At 67.5% G+C, this 25,292-nt stretch carries 19 protein-coding genes; 10 read left to right on the forward strand and 9 right to left on the reverse strand.

The genetic code is table 11. The annotated features are described in order from the left end of the window. Positions 1-359 precede the first annotated feature (359 nt). Positions 360-1,052: a response regulator transcription factor gene (locus BTH_RS01025; RefSeq protein ID WP_011400830.1), complete on the forward strand. Its 693-nt coding sequence runs from the start codon at positions 360-362 to the stop codon at positions 1,050-1,052. Between the two features lie 202 nt (positions 1,053-1,254). Here the strand turns inward: BTH_RS01025 and BTH_RS01030 are convergent, their stop codons facing one another. Beyond that, positions 1,255-1,548 (reverse strand): H-NS family nucleoid-associated regulatory protein, encoded by a 294-nt coding sequence (locus BTH_RS01030; protein ID WP_009894875.1) that lies wholly within the window; start codon positions 1,546-1,548, stop codon positions 1,255-1,257. 714 nt (positions 1,549-2,262) lie between these two features. On the opposite strand from BTH_RS01030, the gene BTH_RS01035 reads away from it, so the two are divergent. The 9 genes from BTH_RS01035 to BTH_RS01070 all read left to right on the forward strand — a co-directional run bounded on the left by BTH_RS01035 (position 2,263) and on the right by BTH_RS01070 (position 14,164). Beyond that, positions 2,263-3,588, forward strand: coding sequence for an MFS transporter (locus tag BTH_RS01035; RefSeq protein ID WP_009894877.1), 1,326 nt, complete (start codon positions 2,263-2,265; stop codon positions 3,586-3,588). Between the two features lie 74 nt (positions 3,589-3,662). Then, a complete protein-coding gene (locus BTH_RS01040; protein WP_009894879.1) occupies positions 3,663-4,847 on the forward strand; it encodes a glycerate kinase in 1,185 nt (394 codons plus the stop codon). 58 nt (positions 4,848-4,905) lie between these two features. After that, complete coding sequence (pyk, locus tag BTH_RS01045; RefSeq protein WP_009894880.1) at positions 4,906-6,360, forward strand: pyruvate kinase; 1,455 nt, start codon at positions 4,906-4,908, stop codon at positions 6,358-6,360. An 88-nt stretch (positions 6,361-6,448) separates the two neighbouring features. After that, complete coding sequence (locus BTH_RS01050) at positions 6,449-7,660, forward strand: sugar diacid recognition domain-containing protein (protein WP_009894882.1); 1,212 nt, start codon at positions 6,449-6,451, stop codon at positions 7,658-7,660. 145 nt (positions 7,661-7,805) lie between these two features. After that, the gene (locus BTH_RS34180) at positions 7,806-8,075 is read left to right on the forward strand and encodes a hypothetical protein (RefSeq protein WP_155275557.1); all 270 of its coding nucleotides are present in this window, start codon (positions 7,806-7,808) and stop codon (positions 8,073-8,075) included. A 666-nt stretch (positions 8,076-8,741) separates the two neighbouring features. After that, positions 8,742-11,549, forward strand: coding sequence for a non-ribosomal peptide synthetase (locus BTH_RS01055; protein ID WP_009894888.1), 2,808 nt, complete (start codon positions 8,742-8,744; stop codon positions 11,547-11,549). Between the two features lie 39 nt (positions 11,550-11,588). Further along, positions 11,589-12,566, forward strand: a complete 978-nt coding sequence (locus BTH_RS01060) for an NAD-dependent epimerase/dehydratase family protein (RefSeq protein WP_011400833.1) — start codon at positions 11,589-11,591, stop codon at positions 12,564-12,566. Between the two features lie 23 nt (positions 12,567-12,589). Then, on the forward strand, positions 12,590-12,985 hold the full coding sequence (locus BTH_RS01065; RefSeq protein ID WP_009894892.1) for a nuclear transport factor 2 family protein: 396 nt from the start codon (positions 12,590-12,592) through the stop codon (positions 12,983-12,985). Between the two features lie 153 nt (positions 12,986-13,138). Further along, on the forward strand, positions 13,139-14,164 hold the full coding sequence (locus BTH_RS01070; protein WP_009894895.1) for a methyltransferase: 1,026 nt from the start codon (positions 13,139-13,141) through the stop codon (positions 14,162-14,164). Positions 14,165-14,231: 67 nt separating this feature from the next. Here BTH_RS01070 and BTH_RS01075 read toward each other — a convergent pair whose 3' ends face one another. From BTH_RS01075 to BTH_RS01105, 8 genes are all read right to left on the reverse strand, one after another. Then, positions 14,232-15,620 (reverse strand): sensor domain-containing diguanylate cyclase, encoded by a 1,389-nt coding sequence (locus BTH_RS01075; RefSeq protein ID WP_009894897.1) that lies wholly within the window; start codon positions 15,618-15,620, stop codon positions 14,232-14,234. Between the two features lie 545 nt (positions 15,621-16,165). Beyond that, a complete protein-coding gene (locus BTH_RS34185) occupies positions 16,166-16,615 on the reverse strand; it encodes a hypothetical protein (protein WP_144314145.1) in 450 nt (149 codons plus the stop codon). Beyond that, on the reverse strand, positions 16,612-17,559 hold the full coding sequence (locus BTH_RS01080; protein WP_025370067.1) for an ABC transporter substrate-binding protein: 948 nt from the start codon (positions 17,557-17,559) through the stop codon (positions 16,612-16,614). The genes BTH_RS34185 and BTH_RS01080 overlap by 4 nt, the downstream gene beginning before the upstream one ends. A 76-nt stretch (positions 17,560-17,635) precedes the next feature. Further along, positions 17,636-18,667 (reverse strand): ABC transporter permease subunit, encoded by a 1,032-nt coding sequence (locus BTH_RS01085; protein ID WP_009894902.1) that lies wholly within the window; start codon positions 18,665-18,667, stop codon positions 17,636-17,638. Positions 18,668-18,709: 42 nt separating this feature from the next. Further along, positions 18,710-20,263: a sugar ABC transporter ATP-binding protein gene (locus BTH_RS01090; RefSeq protein ID WP_009894904.1), complete on the reverse strand. Its 1,554-nt coding sequence runs from the start codon at positions 20,261-20,263 to the stop codon at positions 18,710-18,712. Beyond that, positions 20,250-21,500 carry an ROK family protein gene (locus BTH_RS01095; RefSeq protein WP_009894905.1) on the reverse strand — a complete coding sequence of 417 codons (1,251 nt, stop codon included), beginning with the start codon at positions 21,498-21,500 and terminating at the stop codon, positions 20,250-20,252. Before BTH_RS01095 ends, BTH_RS01090 begins: the two co-directional genes overlap by 14 nt. Positions 21,501-22,001: 501 nt before the next feature. Continuing rightward, positions 22,002-22,346, reverse strand: coding sequence for a hypothetical protein (locus BTH_RS01100; RefSeq protein ID WP_009894906.1), 345 nt, complete (start codon positions 22,344-22,346; stop codon positions 22,002-22,004). Further along, positions 22,343-24,988 (reverse strand): glycoside hydrolase family 15 protein, encoded by a 2,646-nt coding sequence (locus BTH_RS01105; RefSeq protein ID WP_009907121.1) that lies wholly within the window; start codon positions 24,986-24,988, stop codon positions 22,343-22,345. The genes BTH_RS01100 and BTH_RS01105 overlap by 4 nt, the downstream gene beginning before the upstream one ends. Positions 24,989-25,292 lie beyond the last annotated feature (304 nt).

A 25,292-nucleotide genomic window follows, 5' to 3' on the forward strand; every position in this document is an offset into this window, starting at 1 on the left:
GGATGCATTGCGCGATCAGGGAAGTTCATGAATTTCAGCCCGGATTTCCGAGGCAATTCCCAATTGTTAAATATTGTTTATTAACGAGATGGGGAATTATTTCATTTGTATGATGTCATTGGATTCAACAAGATGTTGGAGGGAGCGAATGTCCGGCTATACCGTCGCGAGATCGCGAAGTGGTGCCGGATGAAGAAGGCAGCGGGACAATTGCATTATTGCGCGCTGTGCAAGTTGAACAGCGGGAATTGTTGAGGGTTCCCGTTGCATGGGCGGTGTTGATTTCAATCTGGCTCGACTCTATACCGGATGGATTTAAACGCTAAGTCGATATTGTATTCATGCAAATTCGGGGTGAAATGAAAATCGATTTGATTGTTGCTGACGACCATCCTGCACTGGTAGCCGGAATAGAGCATGCATTGAGCAGATCCAATGCGATCAGGGTGATGGGCACGGCGAGCAATTCAACCGAATTGGTGGATCTGCTCGCGTGCGAACGATGCGATATTCTGATTACCGATTACGCAATGCCTGGCGGCAGCCACGGCGATGGCCTGGGACTGCTTTCGTTCCTGCGGCGGCATCATCCCGATTTGAAGATCATTGTCTTCACGGCGATCGATAATTCCGCGCTCATCGCATCGATGGCGCGACTGGGCGTGCGGGCGATCGTGAACAAAATGGATCATATCGACAGCTTGATTGCGACGGTTCAGGCCGTCTACGCGGGAGCATCCTGTCTTCCGGCGGGCCTTGGGGCGTTTGCGTCGTCGCGACCGCCGATCGACGGAGAAGCGCTGGAGATCGAAAAGCAACTGTCCGCGCGCGAACTGGAGATCGTTCGCCTTTATGTGTCGGGGCTTTCCGTCAATGAAATTGCGGCCTACCTTCACCGCAGCAAGCAAGCGATCAGCACGCAGAAGATGAATGCGATGCGAAAACTCGGCATCGAACGCGATGCGAGCCTGTTCCGCTATGCATATGAAACCGGCCTCATGGCGGCCGGCGTGCCGTCCGAGATTCCGGTCGGCGCGCAGGCGGCGCATTGATCGTCGCTTCGCCGTGTAGCGGGGGCGCTCCGCTTGTCGCGAGATCCGCATGCGGCGGGCGTCCTGCTTCGCAGGGCGTGACGCGAGACGTGCGATCGCGATGCAAGGTCCGCGGTTTGGGTAAGCAAAGGCGCTCTGACGACCCAACCGCGTCCCGTCCAGGCCGCCACGCGAGGCCGCACGGCGGTTCGGCGCCGCACTTTCACCCGCAATGGTCGTTGCCCCGATTGCTCGACAATTCGAAGGCCTTCCTGTCTTTTCCGCGTATCCATTCCGGCTCTCGCCCGAGCCCGGTCCACGTCGCGCCGCTGACCGGGTCGTAGTACTTGGGCTCGCGCTTCTTCTTCGAGGAAAACACTTCCTGAGGCGTGAAGCCGAATTCCGCGACGCATTCGCGAATCTCCTGGAGCACCTTGGCGGAAATCGCCTTGCGTTCCCGGTCCAGGGACGCCTGGAGCGATTTGACGTGCTGTTTGTACTCTTGATAACTGTTCATGCTGAAATTCTATCGATCTAATGCGATATTTGACTGGCTGGGTATGCCGTTGAATGGATTCGGTATTATTGAATCGTAATTTAAAGAATCCATATTTGTAATGGGACAAGTATGGATTAAGCGGGCTTTAAATCGCGATCGTCGAAACTAAAGCGCCGGTCCTCGTTCGTCCTCGGCCGTCGCGCAACCGCGACGATGTTCGATGTGCGGCGGCGAAGGGACCGCCGCGATGCTTCGGGGGCATGCGTACGCTTGTCGGAGACGTTGGAACGAGGCAGGCCGCTCGACGAGGCAAGCCGTTTGGGCTCCGCCATATCCCGGTCCCGGGCCGCAATCGCGATCGTTGCCCGCCGGCGGCCGCCGAGGCAGCGCGTCGCGGCGGGTGAACGGCACGAGACACGTACGATGCTTGCGCTGACCGTCTTCGGAGCCGACGCCATCGCGACATGCCGCCCCAAAGCGGCGCAAGCGAAGTTCGAGGCATGCGGCGCGGGGTCGCCCGCCCGCCGTCCGTTCCGGGGATGAAAGCGGGGCCGTGCGTCAGCGGGGAGCAACCCGGGCGCATGCGAGTACAAATGCGGATGCCGTTCTGTCTGGGCGTTTGCACTAAAAATATCGCGTAAACGCTGCTAGAACGGTGCATTCGCCAGATGAATCCCCGTAGCGACGTGCCTAACATACGCATCACACGATACAAACGATCCGGAGACACGCATGACCCCTCCCTCGTCCGTTGCGGCACGGCCCGCATCGGATCCGCTGAACGACGGCTATCGCAAGGTCGCGTTCCGGCTGATTCCGCTGATCTTCGTCTGCTACCTGTTCAATTACCTCGATCGCGTGAACGTCGGCTTCGCGAAGCTGCAGATGCTGAGCGAGCTGAACATGAGCGAGACCGTCTACGGCCTCGGCGCGGGCATCTTCTTCGTCGGCTACGTGCTCGCGGGCGTGCCGAGCAATCTGGTGTTGCGGCGCGTCGGCGCGCGCGTGTGGATCGCGATCATCATGATCGCGTGGGGCGCGCTGTCGTCGGCGCTGCTGTTCGTGAAGACGCCGGCGTCGTTCTACGCGCTGCGCTTTTTCACCGGCATCGCGGAAGCCGGGTTCTTCCCGGGCATGGTGCTCTACCTGACGCAATGGTTCAGCGCCGAGCATCGCGGCCGTGCGATCGCGCTCTTCATGTCGGCGATCCCGGTCTCCGGCGTGATCGGCGGCCCGCTGTCGGGGTGGATGCTCGATCACTTCTCGGCGGGCCAAGGCGGGCTTGCCGGCTGGCAGTGGCTGTTCCTGCTGCAGGGCGCGCCGACGATCGTGCTCGGCGTCGCGGTGTTCGTGCTGCTCCAGGACCGGATCGACGATGCGCGCTGGCTGTCGGGCGACGAGAAAGCCGCGCTGAACCGCGCGCTCGCGACGACGACCGCCGACGCCGCCCGCGCGTCGGCCGGCCAGCCGCGCACGTTGCGCGACATCCTGCTGAACGGCGCCGTGTGGAAATTCGGCATCGTCTATTTCAGCATCCAGATGGGCGTGTACGCGATCAACTTCTGGCTGCCGTCGATCATCCGCTCGCTCGGCGTCGCCGGCAGCGGCGCGATCGGCTGGCTCAGCGCGATTCCTTACCTGTTCGCGAGCGTCGCGATGATCGCCGTCGGCAAATCGGCCGATGCGCGGCAGGAGCGCCGCTGGCATCTGAGCGTGCCGATGGCGGTCGGCGTCGCGGGGCTGCTGATGGCCGCGCAATCCGGCGGCGCGATCGTGCCCGCGATGATCGGCCTCGTGCTCGCGACGGCCGGCGCGCTCACCGCGCTTGCGATGTTCTGGCCGCTGCCCACGCTCGTGCTGACGGGCTCGGCCGCGGCGGGCGGCGTCGCGCTGATCAACTCGCTCGGGCAGGTTGCCGGCTTCGTGAGTCCTTACATCGTCGGCTGGATCAAGGATGCGACGCAGCGCACCGATCTCGCGCTCTACATCCTGTCGAGCACGATGGCCGTCGGCATCGTGCTCGTGATGCGCACGCACGCGCGGCGCGCGGGCCGCTGACGCGGGCAACGCCGCGCGTTTCGTCACTGCATTCCAAGCGCGCGCGCCGCGCGCGTCACCGAAGAGGTTCGCCGATGAAGATCGTGATTGCTCCCGACTCGTTCAAGGAAAGCCTGAGCGCCGTCGAAACGGCGCGGCAGATCGAGGCCGGATTCCGCGAAGTGTTCGCCGACGCCGAGTACCGGTGCCTGCCGATCGCCGACGGCGGCGAGGGCACGGTCGACGCGCTCGTCGCGGCCGCGGGCGGCGAGCGCCGCAGCGCGAGCGTCGCCGATCCGCTCGGCCGGCCGACGCGCGCCGCGTTCGGCATCCTGCCGGACGGCACCGCGGTGATCGAGATGGCCGAGGCGAGCGGCCTGCATCTCGTGCCGCCCGAATCGCGCGATCCGCGCGTCACGTCGAGCCGGGGCACGGGCGAGCTGATCCGCGCGGCGCTCGACGCGGGCGCGCGGCGCTTCATCGTCGGCCTCGGCGGCAGCGCGACGAACGACGGCGGCGCGGGCATGCTGCAGGCGCTCGGCGCGCATCTGGCCGACGCCGACGGCCGGCCGATCGGCCCGGGCGGCGCGCCGCTCGCGCGGCTCGCGCGCATCGACGCCGCCGGCCTCGACGGCCGGCTGGCGGCTTGCGCGTTCGAAGTCGCATGCGATGTCGACAATCCGCTCGTCGGGCCGAACGGCGCGTCCGCGGTGTTCGGCCCGCAGAAGGGCGCGACGCCGGAAATGGCCGCGGATCTCGATCGCAACCTCGCGCATTTCGCGGCGATCGTCGCGCGCGACGTCGGCCCGGACGTCGCGCGGCTGCCGGGCGGCGGCGCGGCGGGCGGCCTCGGCGCGGCGATGTCCGCGTTCCTGAACGCGGCGCTGCGCCCGGGCGTCGAGATCGTCACCGATGCGCTGCGGCTGCGCGACGCGATTCGCGGCGCGAGCCTCGTCGTGACGGGCGAAGGCTGCATCGACGGCCAGACGCTGCGCGGCAAGGCCCCGATCGGCGTCGCGCGGATCGCGGCCGAATGCGGGGTGCCTGTCGTCGCGATCGGCGGCGCGGTGACGAATCAGGCCGGCGCGCTGTACGCGCACGGCTTCGATGCGGTCTTCGCGTCCGTCAGGCGCGCGTGTACGATCGACGAGGCGCTGCGCGACGCGGCGGCGAACGTGCGCTTCGCGGCGCGCAACGTCGCGGCGGCGATTCGCGTCGGCCGGGAGCTCGGCCGGCACGCGTCGCCGCGGCGCGTAGCGCATTCGTCTCGCGCCTCCTAGCAGCGGGCGGCGCGACTCATCCCCACCCACCGACTCATTTCCTGCTCTGGAACCGGACATGCGAAACGAAAGCCACACCGACCGCGAGCGCCGCCGTTCGACGAAGATCGTCGCGACGCTCGGCCCGTCGAGCTCGACCGAGGCCGCGATCGAAGCGCTCGCGCGCGCGGGCGCCGACGTGTTTCGTCTGAACTTCAGCCACGGCACGCATGCCGACCACGCGTCGCGCCACGCGGCCGTGCGCGCGATCGAGGCGCGCATCGGGCATCCGATCGGCATCCTGCTGGATCTGCAGGGCCCGAAGCTGCGCGTCGGGCAGTTCGCGGGCTCGCGCGCGCAGATCGCGAAGGGCCAGCCGTTCGTGTTCGACCGGGACCCGGCGCCCGGCGATTCGCGGCGCGTGTCGCTGCCGCATCCGGAGATCTTCGACGCCGCGCGCCCCGGCCATCTGCTGCTCGTCGACGACGGCAAGCTGCGGTTTCGCGTCGAGGCGGTGTCGGCGGCGCGCATCGAGACGATCGCGCTGCTCGACGGGATCGTGTCCGACCGCAAGGGCGTGAGCGTGCCCGACGCGACGCTCGCGATTCCCGCGCTATCCGCGAAGGATCGCGACGATCTCGAATTCGGGCTGTCGCTCGGCGTCGACTGGGTCGCGCTGTCGTTCGTGCAGACCGCGCAGGACGTGCGCGACGCGCGCGCGCTGATCGGCTCGCGCGCGGCGATCGTCGCGAAGATCGAGAAGCCGCAGGCGGTCGAGAACATCGCCGACATCGTCGACGCCGCCGATGCGGTGATGGTCGCGCGCGGCGATCTCGGCGTCGAGATGTCGCTCGAGGACGTGCCGAGCGTGCAGAAGCGGATCATTCGGCTCGCGCGCGCGGCGGGCAAGCCGGTGATCGTCGCGACGCAGATGCTCGAATCGATGACGCTCGCGCCGACGCCGACGCGCGCGGAGGCGTCCGACGTCGCCTCGGCAGTCTACGACGGCGCGGACGCGGTGATGCTGTCGGCCGAATCGGCATCGGGCCAGTATCCGGTCGAGGCGGTCGGCTTCATGCGCAAGATCATCGCGACGACCGAGGCGGACCCGATCCAGCCGCAACTGATGAAGGCGATCGTCACCGCGCACGCGCCGAACGCGACCGACGCGATCGGCGCGGCGATCGAGGTGGTGTCGGATACGCTGCGGCTCGGCGTCGCGGTCACGTACACCGCATCGGGCGCCACGGCGATCCGCCTGTCGCGGCTGCGGCCGAGCACGGCGATCCTGAGCCTCACGCCGCGCGCCGACATCGCACGGCGGCTCACGCTCGCGTGGGGCGTGCGCTCGCGGGTGGCGCTCGAGGCAACCGGCATCGAGAACATCGTCGAGATCGCGATCGAAGCCGCGCACGCGGAAGGATTCGCAACCGACGAATACCCGATCGTCGTCGCCGCGGGCGTGCCGTTCGGGCATCCCGGCTCGACGAACCTGATGCGCATCGTCTGGCCGACCGAAATGACGCGACAATAGCGTCGGGCCGGGCGCCGGCCCGCGGCGTGCGTCGCGGCATGACTCGCGGCCCGCTCGCCGCCGTTTCCTGCCATTCGACCTGACCGCCATGATGATCGATGCCCGTCTCGCGACCGAAATCGTCGCACGCACCGTCGAAGTGATGCCGTTCGACGTGAACGTGATGGACGCGCACGGCGTGATCCTCGCGAGCAGCGACGCGGCGCGCGTCGGCGAGATCCACGCGGGCGCGCAGCTCGCGCTCGCCCGGGCGCGCGCGGTCGAGATCGACGACGCGATGGCCGCGAACCTGAGCGGCGCGCGGCCCGGCATCAATCTGCCGCTGAGCGTGCGCGGCAAGGTGTGCGGCGTGATCGGCGTCACCGGCGAGCCGGACGCGGTGCGCGGCTTCGGCGAGCTGCTGCGCGTCACCGCGGAATTGATCCTCGAGCGCGAGCAGTTGACCGTCGAGCTGCGCCGCAACGCGCGCCATCGGGAAGAATTCGTCCTTCAGCTTCTGAGGCGCACGGCCGCGGCCGCCGAGCTCGAGGCATGGGCCGGCCGGCTCGGCATCGACGTGCGGCTCGCGCATGCGGCGATCGTGTGCCGCCTGAGCGGCGTCGACGCGGACCCGGAAGCGGGCGTCGGCCAGATCGAGGCGATGCAGTCGCAACTGGCGAACGAGTGGCCGCAATTGCTGAGCGCGAAGACGTCGTACCGGGAACTCGTGATGTTCGAGGCGATCGATGCGCGCGCGGTTCGCGACGGCGCGCTCGCGACGCACGCCGGCAAGCGGCTCGCGGCGCTGGAGGGCACGTTGCGCAAGGTCGCGACGCAGCCGTTCGCGCTCGCGCTCGGCATCGCGCTCGACGGAATCGACGGCTTCGAGCGCTCGTACCAGTGCGCGCTCGCGACGCTTCGCGTCGGCGCGGCGCGCACGCCGCAGCAGGCCACCTATTCGTACTACGACTTCGTGCTGCCCGTTCTGCTGTCGGCGCTGTCGCAAGGCTGGCAGGCGCGGCAGTTGCGGCTGCCGCTCACGCGGCTGCTCGCGCGCGAGCGGCGCTCCGGCGCGCTGCTCGACACGTTGAAAGCCTGGTACGCGAACGATGGCCACCCGGGCGCGACGGCGCAAGCGCTGGGCATCCACCGCAACACGCTCGACTACCGGCTGCAGCAGATCCGCGACGCGACGGGCCTCGATCTCGGCGCGATCGACGATCGGCTCTGGCTCTATATCGCGCTGCAGACGATGGCGGGCAGCCGCGACGGCGACGAGAGCCGCGACGGCGACGCCGACGACCGCCATCCGGCGAGCTGATCGGCGCACGCGGGAAGCGGCAGGCGCCGCACGCGACGGCGGATTCTTTCATGAAGAAAGGCGGCGGCCACGCGCGAGGCCACGCGCGGGATGAGCCGCGTGCGCCGTTTCGTGTGGCGATGCGTGAAAGCGATGCCGATGCGCAATGGGCATTGGCATCTGTCTGCTCGGCATCCGCGTCGCCGCGGTGCGGCTGCGCCGGCCTCGTCGCATCGCGCCCGATCCGCTCCCCCTCTCAATCGAAGCGAACGGCCCCCGCCTCGGCCGATCGATTTCCGAAACATACGTAGAAAATACGGATGTCCATTGTGAAATATTAGGTTCGATAAATGTCGCTAACATGTCGTCCGGATCGGATATGAATCGCCAAATAAAATCCAATGATTTCGATGGTGTGAATGGATTGCGGAATTGATTTGTTTGAAATCGATTTTCATAAAAAACACCGCACTTTTTTACAAATTCACTCGGGTCGATCGAGTTTAAAATTCATGTGTTTTGTCGTAGACTGCGTTCCGTTTCAATCGTCCGGACTGGTACGGCGACATCGTCGCAGAAGCCCGATAGCTTGCACTGAAGCGCCGACCGTTGCCCGTTTTCGCTTCAATGCTTGCCGCTTGAATCGGCGCCGGCGCAAAGACGGCGCCGGAATGCCGATGATCGGCCGATTTCCGGACGGCGTTCCGCCGGTCGTCCGGATTCGGTTGATTGCATGAGATCGATGAATCGCATCGATCATTGGCGCATGGAAAACGATCGAATCATTCGTCATCTTTCATTGCTGCAATCGGCGGATTATTTCCAAATCCAGTTCGTCGCCCGGTGCGATTCGATATGAAATCGAGCATTTCGGATCGCCTCGGCTCACGTTGTCGGGACCGGCTCGAACAATCCCGTTTTTTGCCGGGCAAGCGGCCGGTTCGTCTCACGCTGTCGAGTGTCATTCGGCCGCCGATTCGCGTTCGCAGGGATCGGCGGCCAGTCAGGTAGGGATTCACCCGCAATCGTCAATCGATGCGTCCGCGCGGACACGCCCGGACGTTTGTTCCCACTTGCACCATCAGCATGGAGTGCCTGCACCATGACGCCATCCACTCTCGATTCGCCGCGCGTTTCCGAACACGAGTCGCGCGCCTCTTCGCCGCAAAACATCGTCGACCTGCTGTTGCGGGCCGCACGGCTGCATCCGCATACGGGCGTGCGCTTCATCGCCGCGCAAGCCGAGGAAAAGGGCGCCTTCGTCACGTATCCGGAGCTGCTCGACGAGGCGCGCCGCATCCTGGGCGGCATGCGGGCCCGCGGTTACCGGTCCGGCATGAAGGTCGCGCTGCTGCTCGAGCACGCGAGCGATTTCATTCCGGCGTTCTGGGCGTGCGCGCTCGGCGGATTCGTGCCGTGTCCGCTCGTGCCGATTCGCAACGATTCCGAGCGTTGGGCGAAGCATCTCGCACACGTGGACGCGCTGCTCGACCGCCCGCTGCTCATCACCACCGAAGCGCTGAAGAGCGATCTGCCGGGCGGCGCGCTCGCCGTCAACCTGAACGCGCTGCGCGCGAGCTTGCCCGACGAGTCGGTGCACGCCGCGCAGCCGTCCGAGCCGGCCGTCTTCGTGCTCACGTCGGGCTCCACCGGCAATTCGAAGGCGGTCGTGCTCACGCATGGCAACCTGCTCGCGTCGATGGCCGGCAAGAACGAGCGGCAGCAGCTCGCCGGCGCGGACGTCACGCTCAACTGGATCTCGTTCGATCACGTCGCCGCGCTGCTCGAAGCGCACCTGCTGCCGCTCTACGTCGGCGCCGTGCAACTGCATGTCGAATCAGCGGCGATCCTGACCGATCCGCTGCGCCTGCTGCGGCTCGTGAGCCGCTACCGCGTCACGATGACCTTCTCGCCGAACTTCCTGTTCGGCCAGCTGAACGCCGCGCTCGAAGCGATGGGCGACGAGGCGCTCGCGGCATGGCGCCGCTCGGTGGATCTCTCGTCGCTGCGGCACGTCGTGTCGGGCGGCGAGGCGATCGTCGTCGCGACCGGGCAGCGCTTTCTCGATCTGCTCGCGCCGTGCGGCCTCGCGCCCGACGCGCTGTGGCCCGCGTTCGGGATGACCGAGACGTGCGCCGGCTCCGTGTATTCGCGCGAATTTCCGGCGGGCGACGCGGGCCGCGAGTTCGCGTCGCTCGGCCTGCCGGTGGCCGGGCTGCAGATGCGTATCGCGGACGACCGCAACGACGTGCTGCCGGACGGCGAGGCGGGCGAGTTTCAGGTGCGCGGCCCGATGATCTTCCAGCACTATCACAACAACGCCGAGGCGACGCGCGCGGCGTTCACGAGCGACGGCTGGTTCCGCACGGGCGATCTCGGGCGCATCGAGCGCGGCCGGCTGTGGCTCGTGGGGCGCAGCAAGGACAGCATCATCGTCAACGGCGTCAACTATTTCAGCCATGAACTGGAGACGACGCTCGAGGCGCTCGACGGCATCAAGCGCTCGTTCGTCGCGGCGTTTCCGACGCGCGGCGCCGGCGACGAATCCGAGCAGCTCGTCGTGACGTTCACGCCGTCGTTTCCGCTCGACGACGAGGACGCGCTGTATCGCGTCATCATCGCGATCCGCAACAGCACGATCCTGCTGTGGGGTTTCCGGCCCGCGCTGATCCTGCCGCTGCCGGAGGACGAGTTTCCGAAGACGAGCCTCGGCAAGACGCAGCGAGCGATCATGCGCAAGCGTCTGGAGGCGGGCGGCTATGACGGCTGCAGGGCGTTCGTCGCCGATCTCGCGAACCGGCAGATGGGCGGCTACGTCGCGCCCGACGGCGAGACCGAAGCCGCGGTCGCCGCGATTTTCGCGGAGATGTTCCGGGTCGCGCCCGACGCGATCAGCGCGACCGCGAGCTTCTTCGATCTCGGCGGCACGTCGCTCGACATCCTGAAGCTCAAGCGCCACGTCGAGCAGCGGCTCGGCGTGGTCGACCTGCCGATCGTGACGATTCTCCAGAATCCGACCGTGCGCGCGCTGGCCGCGCGCCTCGCGTCGGGCGAGCGCGTGACGGCGGGCGAGTACGACCCGGCCGTGCCGCTTCAGCTCACGGGCGGCAAGACGCCGCTCTTCTGCGTGCATCCCGGCGTCGGCGAGGTGCTCGTGTTCGTCAATCTCGCGAAGTATTTCGTCAACGAGCGTCCGTTCTACGCGCTGCGCGCGCGCGGCTTCAACGAAGGGGAGACGTATTTCTCCAGCTTCGACGAGATGGTGAGCACGTATGTCGACGCGATCCGCAAGCGGCAGCCGCACGGGCCGTACGCGGTGGCCGGCTATTCGTACGGCGGCGCGGTCGCGTTCGAGATCGCGAAGGTGCTCGAATCGCAGGGCGAGCGCGTGGATTTCGTCGGCAGCTTCAATCTGCCGCCGCACATCAAGTACCGGATGGACGAGCTCGACGAGGTGGAAGGCGCGGTCAACCTCGCGTTCTTCCTGTCGCTGATCGACAAGCAGCAGTCGCTGACGCTGCCGCCGCAACTGCGCGCCGCGATGCCGGAGCAAGACCCGCTCGCATACCTGATCGACCACGCGCCGCCCGCGCGGCTCGCCGAGCTCGACCTCGATCTGCCGAAATTCCGCGCGTGGGCGGGACTCGCGCAATCGCTGCTGACGCTTGGTCGTTCGTACGCGCCGTCGGGCAGCGTGCGGGCGATGTCGATCTTCTACGCGATCCCGCTGCGCGGCACGAAGGACGACTGGCTGAACAACGAACTACGCCGGTGGGACGAGTTCACGCGCGAGCCGAATCGCTACATCGACGTCGCGGGCGAGCACTACACGCTGATGGGGCCCGCGCACGTCGCGACGTTCCAGGCGGTGCTGCGGGCCGAGCTCGATCGCGCGCTCGGCGGCAAATGACTGATATCCGACTTCACGATGAACAAGGAGAAGAGGCTCATGGCAGTGTCTGGCAACGAAGCGCGCGGTGACGCGAAACGGTCGCACGCGAAGCGCAAGGTTCTGATCACGGGGGCGACCGGCCAGGTGGCGCGGCCTGTCGCCGAAGCGCTGGCGGCGCGGGACGAGGTGTGGGCGATCGGCCGGTTCGGCGACGCGAGCGCGCAGGACGCATTGCGCGCGAAGGGCGTGAACACCTGGCGGTGGGACATGGAGCGCGACACGCTCGACGGCCTGCCCGACGATTTCACGCACGTGCTGCACGCGGCGGTGAGGCGCGGCGAGGACGGCGATTTCGACAAGGCGATCGAGATCAACACGGTGGCCACCGGCCGCCTGATGACGCATTGCCGGCACGCGGAAGCGTTCATCTACGTCTCGAGCGGCAGCCTGTACGCGCGGCGGGCGCTCGACCATCCGTATGCGGAGACGGACCCGCTGAACGGCGTCGCGCACTGGCTGCCCGCCTACCCGATCGTCAAGATCTCGTGCGAGGGCGTCGTGCGCGCGCTCTCGGCGACGCTTGGCCTGCCGACCGTGATCGCGCGCCTGAACGTCGCATACGGCCCGTACGGCCACGGCGGCGTGCCGGTGCTGCTGTACCGGCAGTTGCTCGCCGGCAAGCCGGTGCCGGTGCCGCGCGAAGGCCAGAACTGGGCGTCGCTGATTCACACCGACGATCTCGTGAGGCAGGTGCCGCTGCTGTGGGAGGCGGCGAGCTCGCCCGCGCTCGTGCTGAACTGGGGCGGCGACGAGGCCGTCGGCATTCAGGATTGCCTGCAATACGTCGCGGACATCACGGGCGTCGACGCACGTTTCGAGCGCAGCGACGTGACGCGCGAAACCTATGCGTTCGACAACACGAAGCGGCGCGCACTGATCGGCGATTGCACGGTGCACTGGAAGGACGGCGTGCGCCGGACCATCGAAACCCACTTCCCCGGCGCGGTGAAAACGCTGCCGGCCGTTCAGCGCTGACGCGCGAGGCAGGAGACACCGCAATGTCGAACAACATGCAGACCGTGCGCGAATCGTACGAGGCCTTCCACCGTCGCGACCTGCCCGGCGTGCTCGCGGCGCTCGCGCCGGACGTGCGCTGGACCCATCCGGACGGCATGAGCCCGTACGGGCTCGGCGGAACGAAGCGCGGCCACGACGAAGTGATCGCGTTCATCCGGCACGTGCCGACGCACATCGCCGAGATGCGGCTCGAGCCGGACGAGTTCATCGAATCGGGCGAGCGGATCGTCGTGCTCGGCACGCGCCGCGTCACCGCCGCCACCGGGCGCAGCGCGACGCTGAAGTTCGTGCACGTGTGGCGGTTCGAGAACGGCCGGGCGGTCACGTTCGAGGATCACTTCGACACGGCCGAGATGATCAAGCTGTTCGCGGCCTGACCGTCCCGGCTCGCGCGGCGGCGGCCAAGCGCCCGGCGGGGCGCCGCCCGTCGCTCCGGATCGGTCCGGAACGCGTCGCCGCGCGGGCCGCGGACGACAAGCCGCATTCGCACGCATTCGCATTTCGATCGATCAATCGAAAGGAGAAATCTCATGACGCAAGTGCAGGCGGAACAGCCGCCGCATGTCGCAATACTGCAGATGGTTACCGGCAAGTGGCACGCGCAGGCGCTCTATGTCGCCGCCGAGCTCGGCATTGCCGATCTGCTGGCGCGGCAGGAACGGACGGCGGACGAGTTGGCCGCGGCCACTCACACTCACCCCGAGGCGCTTTACCGGGTGCTGCGCGCGCTCGGCAGTCTCGGCGTGTTCGTCGAGTCGGACGGCCGGCGGTTTCGCAACAGCCCGCTCGGCGACACGCTGCGGTGCGACGCGACGGGCTCGATGCGCGGCTTCGTGCGGCTCGCGGGGATGGACGCGGGATGGCGGGCATGGGGGCAACTGATGTACAGCGTCAAGACCGGACGCAGCGCGTTCGAGCAGGTCGTGGGCGGGCCGGGTTTCGCGTACATCGATTCGCACCCGGAGATCGCGGCGATCGTCAACGACGCGATGACGAGCGTCAGCGAACTGGAATCGCCGGCGGTGGCCCGCGCATACGATTTTTCGCAGGCGCGCACGATCGTCGACGTGGGCGGCGGCCACGGCTTTCTGCTCGCGACGCTGCTGCTCGCGAACCCGAACGCGAACGGCGTGCTCTTCGAGCTGCCGCACGCGTGCGAAGGCGCGCGGCGGCTCTTCGCGAAGCACGGATTGACCGAGCGGGTGAAGGTGATCGCGGGCGATGCGAGCAAATCGATCGACGCGCGCGGCGACGTCTTCGTGATGAAGCATGTGGTCTGCGATTGGGACGACGAGCAGGCGACGCGGATCATGACGAACTGCGCGGAGGCGATGCGCGCGGGCGGCAAGCTCCTGCTCGTCGAGGCGGTGCTCACGCCGCCGGGCGAGCCGCATTTCGCGAAGCTGCACGATCTGGAAATGCTGATCATGAGTTCCGGCGGTCACGGCCGCACGGCCGAGGGATACGAGCGGCTCTACGCGGCGGCCGGATTGCAGATGACGGCCGTTCATCCCACGGAAGGCGCGCACAGCGTGATCGAGGGCGTCAAGCCGTGACGGCCGCCGCCGTGGATCGCGCCGGGCGGCGCGGTTCGCGGCCGAAGGATCGCCGGCGTCGCGCGCCTTACCTGTGCGTCGCCGTATCCGGCGCGTCGAGATGGGGCGCCGCGCTCATGTTGCGCCCCAGCATCTTCGCGCGATAGAGCGCTGCGTCGGCGGCCGCGACCAGCGCGCCGGGCGTCTCGAACGGATTGCCGCTCGTCGCCGCGTAGCCGGCACTGACCGTCACGTAGCCGGGCGACGTATCGGCGGCGATGCGCAGCCGCTCGACGGATTGCCGCGCCTGCTCGGCGATCGCCGCCGCGCCGCGTTCGTCCGTTCCGGGCAGCACGACGGCGAATTCCTCGCCGCCGTAGCGCGCGACGAAATCGGCCGCGCGGCTCGCCACGCCGGACAGCGCGGCCGCGACGGCGGCGAGGCACGTGTCCCCTTGCAGGTGGCCGAACGTGTCGTTGTACTGCTTGAAATGATCGACGTCGACCATCACGAGCGCGATCGGCAGGTTGTGCCGGCGCACGTAGTCGAAGGCGCGTTCGAACTGCTCGTTGAAATAGCTGCGGTTGTACACCATCGTCAGCGCGTCGTGCGAGGCGGTCCGCACGAGCGACGCATGCGCGTCGTAGAGCCGCCGGTACAGCATCGTCACCTCCCAGACGAGCACGCAAACGAGGATGCCCGGCGTGAACATGCCGAAGAGCCGCGCGACGTACCAGCCGGCGCTGAAGCGCGCCGTGCTCAGCAGATTCAGGCTGGTGTCGGCGAAGCAGGCGAGCAGTACGACGACGAGCCAGATGTCGAGCATCGTTCTCATTCGTCCGATGAACGGCGCGGCCACGATCGCGCCGAGGTTGATCGCCCAGACGGCGATCGCCGCCGGATTGGCGGCGGGCAACGTGTTGTCGAGCGAAGGCGTGAACGGCTTGGGCAGATCCACATACAGCGCGACGAACCCGAGCGCGATGCCGGCCGCGACCGGCGCGCCCGCTAATGCGGCCAGCCAGAGGCCGACGTGACGGGTGCGGTCGAGCCGCTTCGCGAGCCGGTATCGCGTCAGCATCGCGAGCACGACGAGCAGCGGGAAACCGCCGTGCCAGAGCATCCAGATCCATGCCGCGCTGTAACGCCGCGCGCCGAGCAGGCCGGTCGTCGAAAAGACGCCCGGATACGCGAGCAGTTGAAGCGCGGCCGTGGTCGCGACGAACGCATACGTGCCGGCGAGCGTGCCGAGAACCGGGCGGCGCATGATGGTGAACTGCGCGCCGAGCAGGAAGGCCGCGATGAGCGAGGTGCTGAACACGGTCAACGCGGACATCGGCAGGAACGGCCCGATTGCCGGGAGCGTCAGATTCGCGTTCGGCGCGGTGGCCGCGAGCGCGGCCAGCGTCAGCAGCGCGAATGTTCCGGCCCCAAGCGTTTGCAGACGAGACGGGCGCTGAATGAGGAAGCCATCCATTGGATCTCCCGAACGCGAAAGCCGGCGCCGCCGTTCGTCCGGCGGCGAATCGCGGGGCGGAAAGCGAACCCGGGGCGCGCGCATACCGAATTGAAATCGATTGCGCGGTCTGTCGCGACGTTGATTTACTTTAGTTCATTCCGCGATACATCGTTATCCGTGGGAACCGGCGCGGCCGCTGCGCCGCCCGAGCAAGGCAAACGAACGCGTGCCGGTTCAGTTTGTCGAGGACCGTGATTCCCTTTCACTTGGTTAGGGAACCGTCTCGTGCGGAATCGTGGCGGCGGATCAATTCGATGCGGATCGGATATTCGAAGCGGGGATATCTTGAATCAATGCCATCTCGGATTCTTTTTAGGCATTCTTGGTGGAGATGAAAAATTGTAAATTGTGATAAAAACGAATTGAAGGCTGTCGAATGAAAGATGTCGTATCGCGAAATACGATGCCGTCATGTCGACGAAGAAAAAGCCACCCGGCGCACCATGCAGCGGCATGTCCCGTCAGATTGCGAACAATTCCGAACGTCGGCGCACGTCGGTTATTCATATGAAATCCTGTTGGGCCGATTTATGAAATAGCGTAACGCGCGGCGACTGGTTTATGTCGTCATCGCCGCTCGGCGTCATCGAGGAATATTCGAGCAAATGAGGGCGATCGCAATCGGCGAATTCATCGATCGGATTTCGGAGGCGGTAACGGCTTGGTGCGACCGGGCCGCCAACTCGACAGTCGAAGCGGTCGTCAAGGCGACAGGTGCAACGATGCCGGCCGTGCCGCCGGCTCCGGCATCGAGGCTGCGGACGGCGCGGTTTCTTGCAACAAGAGCATGAAACGGCAACGAATCGCTTGATGGCTTCGCCGCGCGCGGCGTGCCTGACGCTGGCCGCCGCCGCAGCAGCAGCATGCGCGATCGCGTCGAGCGGCGCGCACGCGCGCACGCACGGCTTCGGCCGCCGCGCGGCGCCGCCGCCCGCACGGCGGCCGAGCGTCAATGCGAGCTCCAGCCCTTGTAGCTCTTCACGTTGTCGCGCGTGACGAGCGTCGGCTCGAGCAGGATCATCGGGTTCGCGGGCTTGTGTCCGTTGATGATTCCATAGCCGACCGCAACGGCCTTCTTCGCCATCGCGAACGGGTCCTGGCTCGACGATGCCTGCACCTGCGTGTCGCTCTTCAGCGCGGTCTCGATGTCGGGCGCGCCGTCGACCGACGTGATCACGATGCCGGTGCGATGCAGCTGCTTCGCCGCGAGGTCGCTGCCGATCGCCTGCGGATCGTTGATCGCGAACAGTCCGTCGAGCTTCGGAAAGCGCGTCAGGTAGCCTTGCATCGCGTTCATCCCGCCTTCGCGCGAGCCCTTGCCGTCCTGGTCGCTCGACAGCAGCTTGAGGCCCGGATTCTTCGCGAGCACCGCCTTGCAGCCGTTCACGCGATCGACGACGGCCGACACCTGCGGGCCGTTCTCGATGATCACGTTGCCCTTGCCGTTGAGCTTCTTCGCGAGGTAGTCGCACGCGAGCTCGCCCGCCTTCACGTTGTTCGTCTGCACGGTCGCGTCCGCGCCGGAAGCCGCGACGTCCACCGCGATCACCGCGATGCCCGCCGCCTGCGCCTTGCGCACGGCGGGCTCGATCGCCTTCGGATCGGCGGCGTTCAGCAGGATCATGTCGACGTGCGCCGAGATGAAGTTGTCGATCTGCGTGAACTGCTTGTTCAGGTCGTAATCGGCGGACACCGCGGTGACTTTCGCGTTCGGATTGATTTCCTTCGCCTGTGCTTCGGCGCCTTTCACGACGGTCACGAAGTACGGATTGCCGAGCGAGCCGACCGTGATGCCGATCGACTTGAGCGGCCTGTCGGCCGCATGCGCGCCGCATGCGGCGAACGCGAGCGCGCACGCGGCGGCGCTCTGAACGAGCTTGTGCTTGATCTCCAACATGTCGTTGTCTCCGTATGGTCCGGGATGAAGGGCGCGCGCGAGGACCTGCGCGCGCGCCGCATGGCGGCCGATGCGCTCAGGTGCGGGCCGATCCGTGCTGGCGGTAGCGGTCGAGCGCGACCGCGCCGATGATGACGAGCCCCTTGATGATGTACTGCCAGATGTCGGACACGCCGAGCAGCACGAGCCCGTTCGACAGCACCGCGATGATGAGCGCGCCGATCAGCGTGCCGACGATCGAGCCGACGCCGCCGACGAAGCTCGTGCCGCCGAGGATCACCGCGGCGATCGCGTCGAGCTCGTACGACTGGCCGAGCTGCAGCCCGTTGGCCGCATAGAGCCGCGCGGCGGACATCAGCGCGCCGAGGCCGGCGAGCAGGCCCGACGTTGCGTAGACGAACAGCTCGATGCCGCGCACGTTGATGCCGGACAGCCGCGCGGCTTCGGGGTTGCCGCCGACCGAATAGATCCGCATGCCGAGCACCGTGCGGCGCAGGATGAACCACGAGATCGCGACGACGGCGAGGGCGATCACGACGAGCCACGGCACGCCGAGAATCGAGCCGTTGCCGATGAACGCGAACGGCAACTGCGGGTTGAAGATCGTCGTGTCGTTGCCCATCAGGCGCGCGATGCCGCGCACGGCGGTCAGCGCGCCGAGCGTGACGATGAAGGGCGGCAGGCGCAGCAACGAGATCAGTCCGCCGTTGACGACGCCGAACACGAGCCCGACCGCGAGCGCGGCCGGAATGCCGAGCCAGCCCCAGCCGGGGATGTTCGACGCGAGCAGCGACGCGACCGCGGCGGCCGCGAGCACCGAGCCGACCGACAGGTCGATGCCGCCCGTCAGGATCACGAACGTCATGCCCGCGGCGAGCACGATGTTGATCGACGCCTGCTGCGTGACGATCGACAGGTTCTGCAGCGTGAAGAAGCCGTCGGTCATGAAGGCGAAGCCCACGCACAGAAGCACGAGGACGGGCAGCATGCCGGCCGTGCGCATCAGCGCCTGCATCCGCGCGCGGCGGTCGGCGGCGCGCGCCGGCGCGCGTTGCGCCGCGCCCGGCGACGCGGAAGCGATCTCGCTTTGCTTCATCTGTTGGTTCATGGCGATAACCCGAGGGTGAAATGACAAGACGACGGCGGCCGCTCAGTGCGCGGCCGCCGCCTCGGTGCTGGAGCCGGTGGCGAGCGCGATGATCGCCTCCTGCGTGATCGGCGCGCCCGTATGGCCGCCGAGCTCGCCGGCCACGCGGCCTTCGCGCATCACGAGCACGCGATCCGCGACGCCGATGATCTCCGGCAGCTCGCTCGAGATCACGATCACGCCGACGCCGGCGCGCGCGAGATCGTTGATGATCCGGTAGATCTCGGACTTCGCGCCGATGTCGACGCCGCGCGTCGGCTCGTCGAGGATCAGCACGCGCGGCTTCGTTTCCAGCAGGCGCGACAGCAGCACTTTCTGCTGGTTGCCGCCGGACAGCGCGCCGACACTAACGTTTGCATGCGGCACGCGAATCGACAGCGCGGCGATCGCATCGCGCGCGCGCTGCGCGCCGCGCGCCAGATCGAGCGCGCCGAGCCGCGCGTCGCGTCCGCACACGGAGATGTTGATGTTGTCGCGCACGCTCATGTCGAGGAACAGCCCCTGGCGCTTGCGGTCTTCGGTCAGATAGACGAGCCCGGCGTCGATCGCGTCGCACGGGGAGTGCCCGCCGAACGCCTTGCCGCCGAGCTTCACTTCGCCGCGCACGCGCGGCTCGGCGCCGAAGATGAGCCGCGCGAGCTCGGTGCGGCCCGCGCCGACGAGGCCCGCGATGCCGAGCACTTCGCCCGCGTGCAGATCGAGGCTGCAGCCGCGCACGCGCCCGCCGTCCGCGACGTCGCGCACCGACAGCAGCAGGTTGCCCGGATCGTACGGCGCATGCGCTTTCTTGTAGAAGCCCGAAATATCGCGGCCGACCATCATGCCGACGAGCCGCTCGGCCGACAGCGAATCGCGATCGAGCGTGCCGACGTACGCGCCGTCGCGCAGCACCGACACGCGGTCGGACAGCTCGTAGATCTCCGCCATCCGGTGGCTGATGTAGATGATCGCGAGCCCTTCGGCGCGCAACTGGCGAATGAGCCGGAACAGGTTCTCGGTTTCGCGCGACGAAAGCGGCGTCGTCGGCTCGTCCATCACGAGGATGCGCGCTTTCGTATGAACCGCGCGCGCGATCTCGACGAGCTGCTGCTCGGCGATCGACAGCGTGCCGACGAGCGTGTTCGGCCCGAAATCGGCGCCGAGCCGCGCGAGCACGTCCTGACAGCCGCGCGCCATCGCGGCGCGGTCGATCGTGCCCCAGCGGCCGTTGCCGCGGCGCAGCTCGCGGCCGACGTAGATGTTCTCCGCGACGGTCAGATTCGGCGCGAGGCACAGCTCCTGGTAGATCACGGCGACGCCTGCGTCGCGCGCGGCGAGCGGACCGTCGATCGAGATCGGCGCGCCGTCGATCAGGATCTCGCCGCCGGGATCGGCCTGATACGCGCCCGACAGGATCTTGATGAGCGTCGACTTGCCCGCGCCGTTCTCGCCCATCAATGAATGGATCTCGCCCGGATGGACGGTGAGGCTCACGCCGGCGAGCGCGCGCACGGCCGGGAACGTCTTGCTGATGCCGCGCATCTCGAGCAGCGGACGGGACGGATCAGAACGCTGCATATCGAGCCTCCTGCGAATCCATGCCGGCGCCGCGAAGAATGCCGGCGCGCGGCGAGAAGTTGAAGAACATCGGCAGCGTCGCGGCGCCGATCGCGCCGGCGTCCGGGCCGAACGAGCCGCGCACGAGCGCGGGCGTGCCGCGTGCTTCGGGCGCAAGCGCCGCGAGCGCCGTGTGCAGGCGCGCGATCAGCGTGTCGATCAGGCCCGCGTCGGTGTCGGCGTCGAGCACGACGACGGGCGATTCGAGCACGGCGAGCGCCGCGCGCAGCGCGGGCGCGAGCGCATCGACGCAATCGTCGATCCATTCGTCGACGGCCTTCGTGCCGCGCGCGATGCACGCTTCGAGATCCGCGTGGTTCTCGACGGTTTCGCCGCAGTGGCGCAGATGGCGGACGAGCCCGTTCAGCGATGCGCGCGTGATCAGGATGTCCCATGCGCCGCTCGGCTTCGGCACCGAAGGCAGGCGGCTCGGCGGGACCGGCATCATCGCGAAGTCGCCGGCGTTGCCGGTGACGCCGCGCAGGCAGTCGCCGTCCACCGCGATGCCGCCGCCGATCGCCGGTCCGAGGAACAGGTAGACGAAATCGTCGCGCTGCCGGCCGCAGCCGTAGAACAGCTCGGCGATCGCGGCGGCGTTGCCGTCGTTTTCGCTGAAGACGGGCAGCTCGATCGCGCGGTCGAGCTCGCGCGCGAAATCGACTTCCGCCCATGCGCCGAACGCGTCGGCGGGCAGGTCGATCTCGCGCAGCCAGTTGCCGAGGTTGTACGGCTGCGCGACGCCGACGCCCGTGAGCCGCGCGCGTTCGTGCGCGCAAAGCAGCCGCTGCATCGCGGCGACGTCCTCGCGGACGATGTCGAGCACGGCGGCGGGCGGCGGCAGCAGCGTGTCGTGCGAGCGGCGGCCGATCACCTCGCCGGCGAAGTTGACGAGCGCCGTCTCGATGCGCATCCGGTCGAGCCGCACGCCGATTCCGAACGCGCCGCGCGGGTCGAGCCGGATCAGCGACGCGGGCTGCCCGCGCTGGCCTTCGGCGCGGCGGCCGGCGAATTCGATCAGCTTCGCTTCGGCGAGCGAAGCGATGATGCTGCCGACCGCGGTGCCCGTCAGATTGGCGAGCCGCGCGAGATCGGCCTTCGACGCACTGCCCGCGCGCCTGAGCGTCTTCAGCAGAAGGCGCTCGTTGTAGCGGCGCACGTTGGCCGAGTTGCTGCCCTGGCCGATGTGCGGACTCCTCATGATGTCTCCTCCGGGTGGCACGGATCGCCAGAGGTTAAATAAATCAAGTTGATTTATTTAACTGCGGGATGCGCCGCGTGTCTGCCTAGGGGATTCCCGAGGGGCGAAGGTTCGATGTAAGGAAACGACGGCGGGCGTAGGGCAAATGGCTTTCAACGGTGCGCGCGCGCCGTCGAAAAAGCGCGCGGCCTTTTGTGGCCGCCGCGCGATTCAGCGGCGCTTTGCCCGCGCGGTCGAGCGCGATGCCCGCGCCGAGCCGGTTGCTTCGTCATCCGAAACGGAATGGCGACGAGGCGTATCGAGTGGCGTCGCGACCGGGCATGTGTGGCCGTCGACCGATGGGCCATGCGCCGAGGGCGGCGGTGCCGCGGGGAAACGGGATCACATGCATGGCACTCCTGCAATGCGGCGGCCGGCCGTTCGACCGGCCGCCGCACCGACATGCGCGCCGGACGGGCGGCCGGTAGCCGTTGCGCGACGCTTACCGAGGCCGGCGGGTGATCACGGCGCAGCCGATGCCGGCGGCCGCAGCGGCTGCGCGCCGGCGATGTCGGGGCCGCCGCGCTGCGCCTCGATGGGCGCGGGCTTCGCCGCCGGGTCCGGATTCCAGCTCGTTCCGCCCGGCTTGACCTTCACGGGCGGCAGCGTCTTCACGAGCGGCCGGCTCGGCGGCGCGGGCGCGAGCGCCGCCGTCGTTGCGCGATCGGCCGCCGGCGCGGCGGGCGAGGGCGCCGCGACGGGCGGCGGACGCCGATTTGGCGGCAGTTCGTCACGCCATCCCGCCACCGCCACGCCCAGCAGCGCCGCCGAAACGAGCGCGATCCAGCGCGTGCGCGACGCCGTCACCAGCTCACCTGATCGTTCAGCGTCAGCGTGCCGCTCGCGGGCGTCTGAAGCTGGCGGTTGCCGGACCCGTTCTCCCACGTCACGCTGCCGTCCGCGTTCTTCCGGTAGTACTTGTACTGGATCGCCTGAGCGGCCGGCAGGTTGACGGTGTTGCTCCACACCGGGTAGTTGGCCGGATCGACCGGAATGCCGAGATCGGTGTTCCAGTTGCCGAGCGCGGCGACGTTGCCCGTCACGTACATCTGCTGGCCGAGCTGCGTGCTCGCGTTCACGTTGACGGCCACCGGCACCTGCCCGCTTTGCGGCGGCGCGACGCAGTTGCTGTAGCGCGCGCAGACTACCGACGGCACGTCGACGATGCGCCCCGCCTGGATCGACGCGAGCAGGCTGATGTACTCGCCCATCGCCCAGTTGAGCGGCGCCATCGATTTGGTCGGCTGCCCCGGCGTGTAGCCGGCGGGCGTCGTCACCGCCCAGCCGTCGGGCAGCGTCGTCGAATTCGACCATACCTGTTCCGGCAGGAAGCCCTCGGGCGTCGTCAGTTGCTTGAGCGTCGAGAAGTACGCGCTGCCCGCGTTGCCGTTACCCTGGCGCGCGATCTCGACCATCCCGCGCTCGGCGGTGAAGATCGGCCACAGGCGGCCCGCGCCGGTGCCGTCGAAGTCGCTGCCGTCATTGTGCTCGCCGTAGCCGTCGAAGTTGTAGCGGAACCACGCGTTCGGCGACAGCGCCGGCGCGTTCGCGAGACTCAGCGTCTGGCCGAGCACGCTGTCGTAGACCGAGATCGTGTTGACGATCGTCGGATCGGTCGCGCGCTTGACGCCCATCCGGACGAGCTCGAAGAAGCCGCCGTCGACGACGCGCCGCGCATCGTGGCTGCCGCCGCCGTTCTTCACGGTCAGCGTCTGCGGCGTGTCGGGGCCGGCGGTCGGCGCGAAGCTCGCGCGGTCGGTGCCGGTGCCCGAGCGGCCCGCCGGATTGATCCGGATGTAGTAGCTGCCGTTGCCGAACGTGCCGCTCGACGTGTACGTCCACGCCGCGACGTTCTCCTGCCAGTAGTCGGCCGCGGAGAGGTAGCGCGCGGCGCTCGCCGTGTCGCCGTTTTGCGTCGCGATGTCCGCCGCCGTGACGAGGCCCGCGATCTCGGCCGCGATCGTCGACGGCGAGTAGCCGGCGTTTTCCTCCCAGCGCTCCTGATACGTCCACGGGCCGGTGTTGACGATGTAATCGGCGGTGAGCTTGATCTTCGGCCACAACGGATTGAACACGCTCGGGCCGAGCCGCCACGCGAGGATGATCGGCATCGCCTGCTCGTCCATCTGCGTGCCTTGCCAGTACGGCCAGCCGTTCACCCACGCGTTCTGCGGGAAGCGCCCGATGCGGCTGTAGCCCTGCGCGCAGCCGGACGCGTTGTATTCGGCGATGCCGCAGTTCGTCGTCTGCTGCAGCGTGTTGAACAGATAGTTGACGACGCTCGTCGCGCTCGACGTGTCGCCGGCCGTCGTCAGCGCGTTCGCGAACTTGAACAGGTCGCGCGGCCACACGAGGTGATAGCCGCCCGCGTTCGCATCGCCCTGCGTTTCGCCCCACGGCGTGCCGATGCCGGCGATCATCGCGCCGTTGCTCTTGTCCTGCATCGTCTTGAGCGTCATCGCGGCCAGATAGTAGCCGTCATCCGCGGCGCCGTTCTGCGACGACAGGCCCGCCGCATAGTTGTGCCATGCGGTGTCGTACTGCTGCTGCTCGCCGGCGAGATCGCCGCCGAGCACGGTGTTCGCGTCGCCGAGCGCCTGGTCCTGCGTGCCGCCGAAGCCGAGCACGACGTCGAACGACACGCTCGTCGCGCTCGGGTCGCCGAGATCGATCCAGCCCGTCTGCGCGACGTTGCCGTTGGTCGCGGACGAGAACGTCCAGTCCATCGTCTTGTCGGCGGTGCCGCCGAGCAGGTCGGTCCAGCCGTCGCTCTGCCCGACGAAGCCGTTCGACGTCATGCCGACGCCGTTGACCACTTTCCACGGGCGGCTCGTGACGAGCGCCGAATAGCGGCTGTTGTGATTCGCGACGAGCGCGGTGCCGCCGCTGCCGGACACCGTTTGCGCGGCGTTGCCGCCGCCGGCGTTGTCGAGGTACGGCTTGGACAGCAGGTAAAGATTGAAATCGCCGACCTTGTGGCCGTTGAGCGCGGTGAACGTGACGCGTTGCACGATCGCGTTGTAGTTCGGATCGGCGAAGATGATCTTGCGGATTTGCCAGTTATGCGAACCGTTGCTGGTCGTCACTTGCCAGCTCATCGTGCGCGTGTCCGTTTGCACGGCCGAGTAGGCCTGCTGCTTTTCTTCGTCGACGAAGGTCTTGCCGGCATCGCCGACCAGGAACTGCAGGTCGACGGACTCCGGCGTATCGAGAACCGGATAGTAGACCTCGGACAGGATGCCCCGATAACCGGTGAAATAGACCCGCGATGCGCCGTTGACCGCCGTGCCGAGGAACGACTTGGCCGAGGGGCCTCGCACGGCCGTTGCGCCGGGCGAGCCGAATGCTTCGGCAGCCGAAGCATGCGCGGGCAAGAACGCCGCGCACGCGAGCGCGGCCAGACTGCCAACCAGCACCGCCTGTTTGAAACCTAAGTGCTTTGCCGACATTTTTTCGTCTCCGTCATGAATGTGTCTGTTGTCATTCTTGTGGCAAAACAACATCCGCTGTATCTCATGCGAAGTCAAAATAGTCAATATTTTCAATGTTTTGTAGTCGACTATGTATTGATACTACATCCGCGGGGCGAGTGTGACGCGGATCGGCGGGGATGGGCGAGGGGGCTTTCGGAACCCGCTCGCGCGGGCGACATCGGGACGCGAACGTGTCCGCGCGAGCGGCGGACACGTTCGCAACGTGTCCGGACAACGGGGGCCCGCCCGCCGCGCCGTGCGGGCGTCGAATGTGCGTCAC

This window comes from Burkholderia thailandensis E264 (assembly GCF_000012365.1).
GTDB classification, from domain to species: Bacteria; Pseudomonadota; Gammaproteobacteria; order Burkholderiales; family Burkholderiaceae; genus Burkholderia; species Burkholderia thailandensis.

Coding starts and splice junctions, on each gene's coding strand:
- BTH_RS01030 (WP_009894875.1), bottom strand. CDS start 1,548: ATGAACAGTTATCAAGAGTACAAACAGCACGTCAAATCGCTCCAGGCG.
- BTH_RS01060 (WP_011400833.1), top strand. CDS start 11,589: ATGGCAGTGTCTGGCAACGAAGCGCGCGGTGACGCGAAACGGTCGCAC.
- BTH_RS01105 (WP_009907121.1), bottom strand. CDS start 24,988: ATGTCGGCAAAGCACTTAGGTTTCAAACAGGCGGTGCTGGTTGGCAGT.
- BTH_RS01065 (WP_009894892.1), top strand. CDS start 12,590: ATGTCGAACAACATGCAGACCGTGCGCGAATCGTACGAGGCCTTCCAC.
- BTH_RS01090 (WP_009894904.1), bottom strand. CDS start 20,263: ATGCAGCGTTCTGATCCGTCCCGTCCGCTGCTCGAGATGCGCGGCATC.
- BTH_RS01035 (WP_009894877.1), top strand. CDS start 2,263: ATGACCCCTCCCTCGTCCGTTGCGGCACGGCCCGCATCGGATCCGCTG.
- BTH_RS01055 (WP_009894888.1), top strand. CDS start 8,742: ATGACGCCATCCACTCTCGATTCGCCGCGCGTTTCCGAACACGAGTCG.
- BTH_RS01050 (WP_009894882.1), top strand. CDS start 6,449: ATGATGATCGATGCCCGTCTCGCGACCGAAATCGTCGCACGCACCGTC.
- BTH_RS01085 (WP_009894902.1), bottom strand. CDS start 18,667: ATGAACCAACAGATGAAGCAAAGCGAGATCGCTTCCGCGTCGCCGGGC.
- BTH_RS01075 (WP_009894897.1), bottom strand. CDS start 15,620: ATGGATGGCTTCCTCATTCAGCGCCCGTCTCGTCTGCAAACGCTTGGG.
- BTH_RS01095 (WP_009894905.1), bottom strand. CDS start 21,500: ATGAGGAGTCCGCACATCGGCCAGGGCAGCAACTCGGCCAACGTGCGC.
- pyk (WP_009894880.1), top strand. CDS start 4,906: ATGCGAAACGAAAGCCACACCGACCGCGAGCGCCGCCGTTCGACGAAG.
- BTH_RS34180 (WP_155275557.1), top strand. CDS start 7,806: ATGGGCATTGGCATCTGTCTGCTCGGCATCCGCGTCGCCGCGGTGCGG.
- BTH_RS01080 (WP_025370067.1), bottom strand. CDS start 17,559: ATGTTGGAGATCAAGCACAAGCTCGTTCAGAGCGCCGCCGCGTGCGCG.
- BTH_RS01040 (WP_009894879.1), top strand. CDS start 3,663: ATGAAGATCGTGATTGCTCCCGACTCGTTCAAGGAAAGCCTGAGCGCC.
- BTH_RS01070 (WP_009894895.1), top strand. CDS start 13,139: ATGACGCAAGTGCAGGCGGAACAGCCGCCGCATGTCGCAATACTGCAG.
- BTH_RS01025 (WP_011400830.1), top strand. CDS start 360: ATGAAAATCGATTTGATTGTTGCTGACGACCATCCTGCACTGGTAGCC.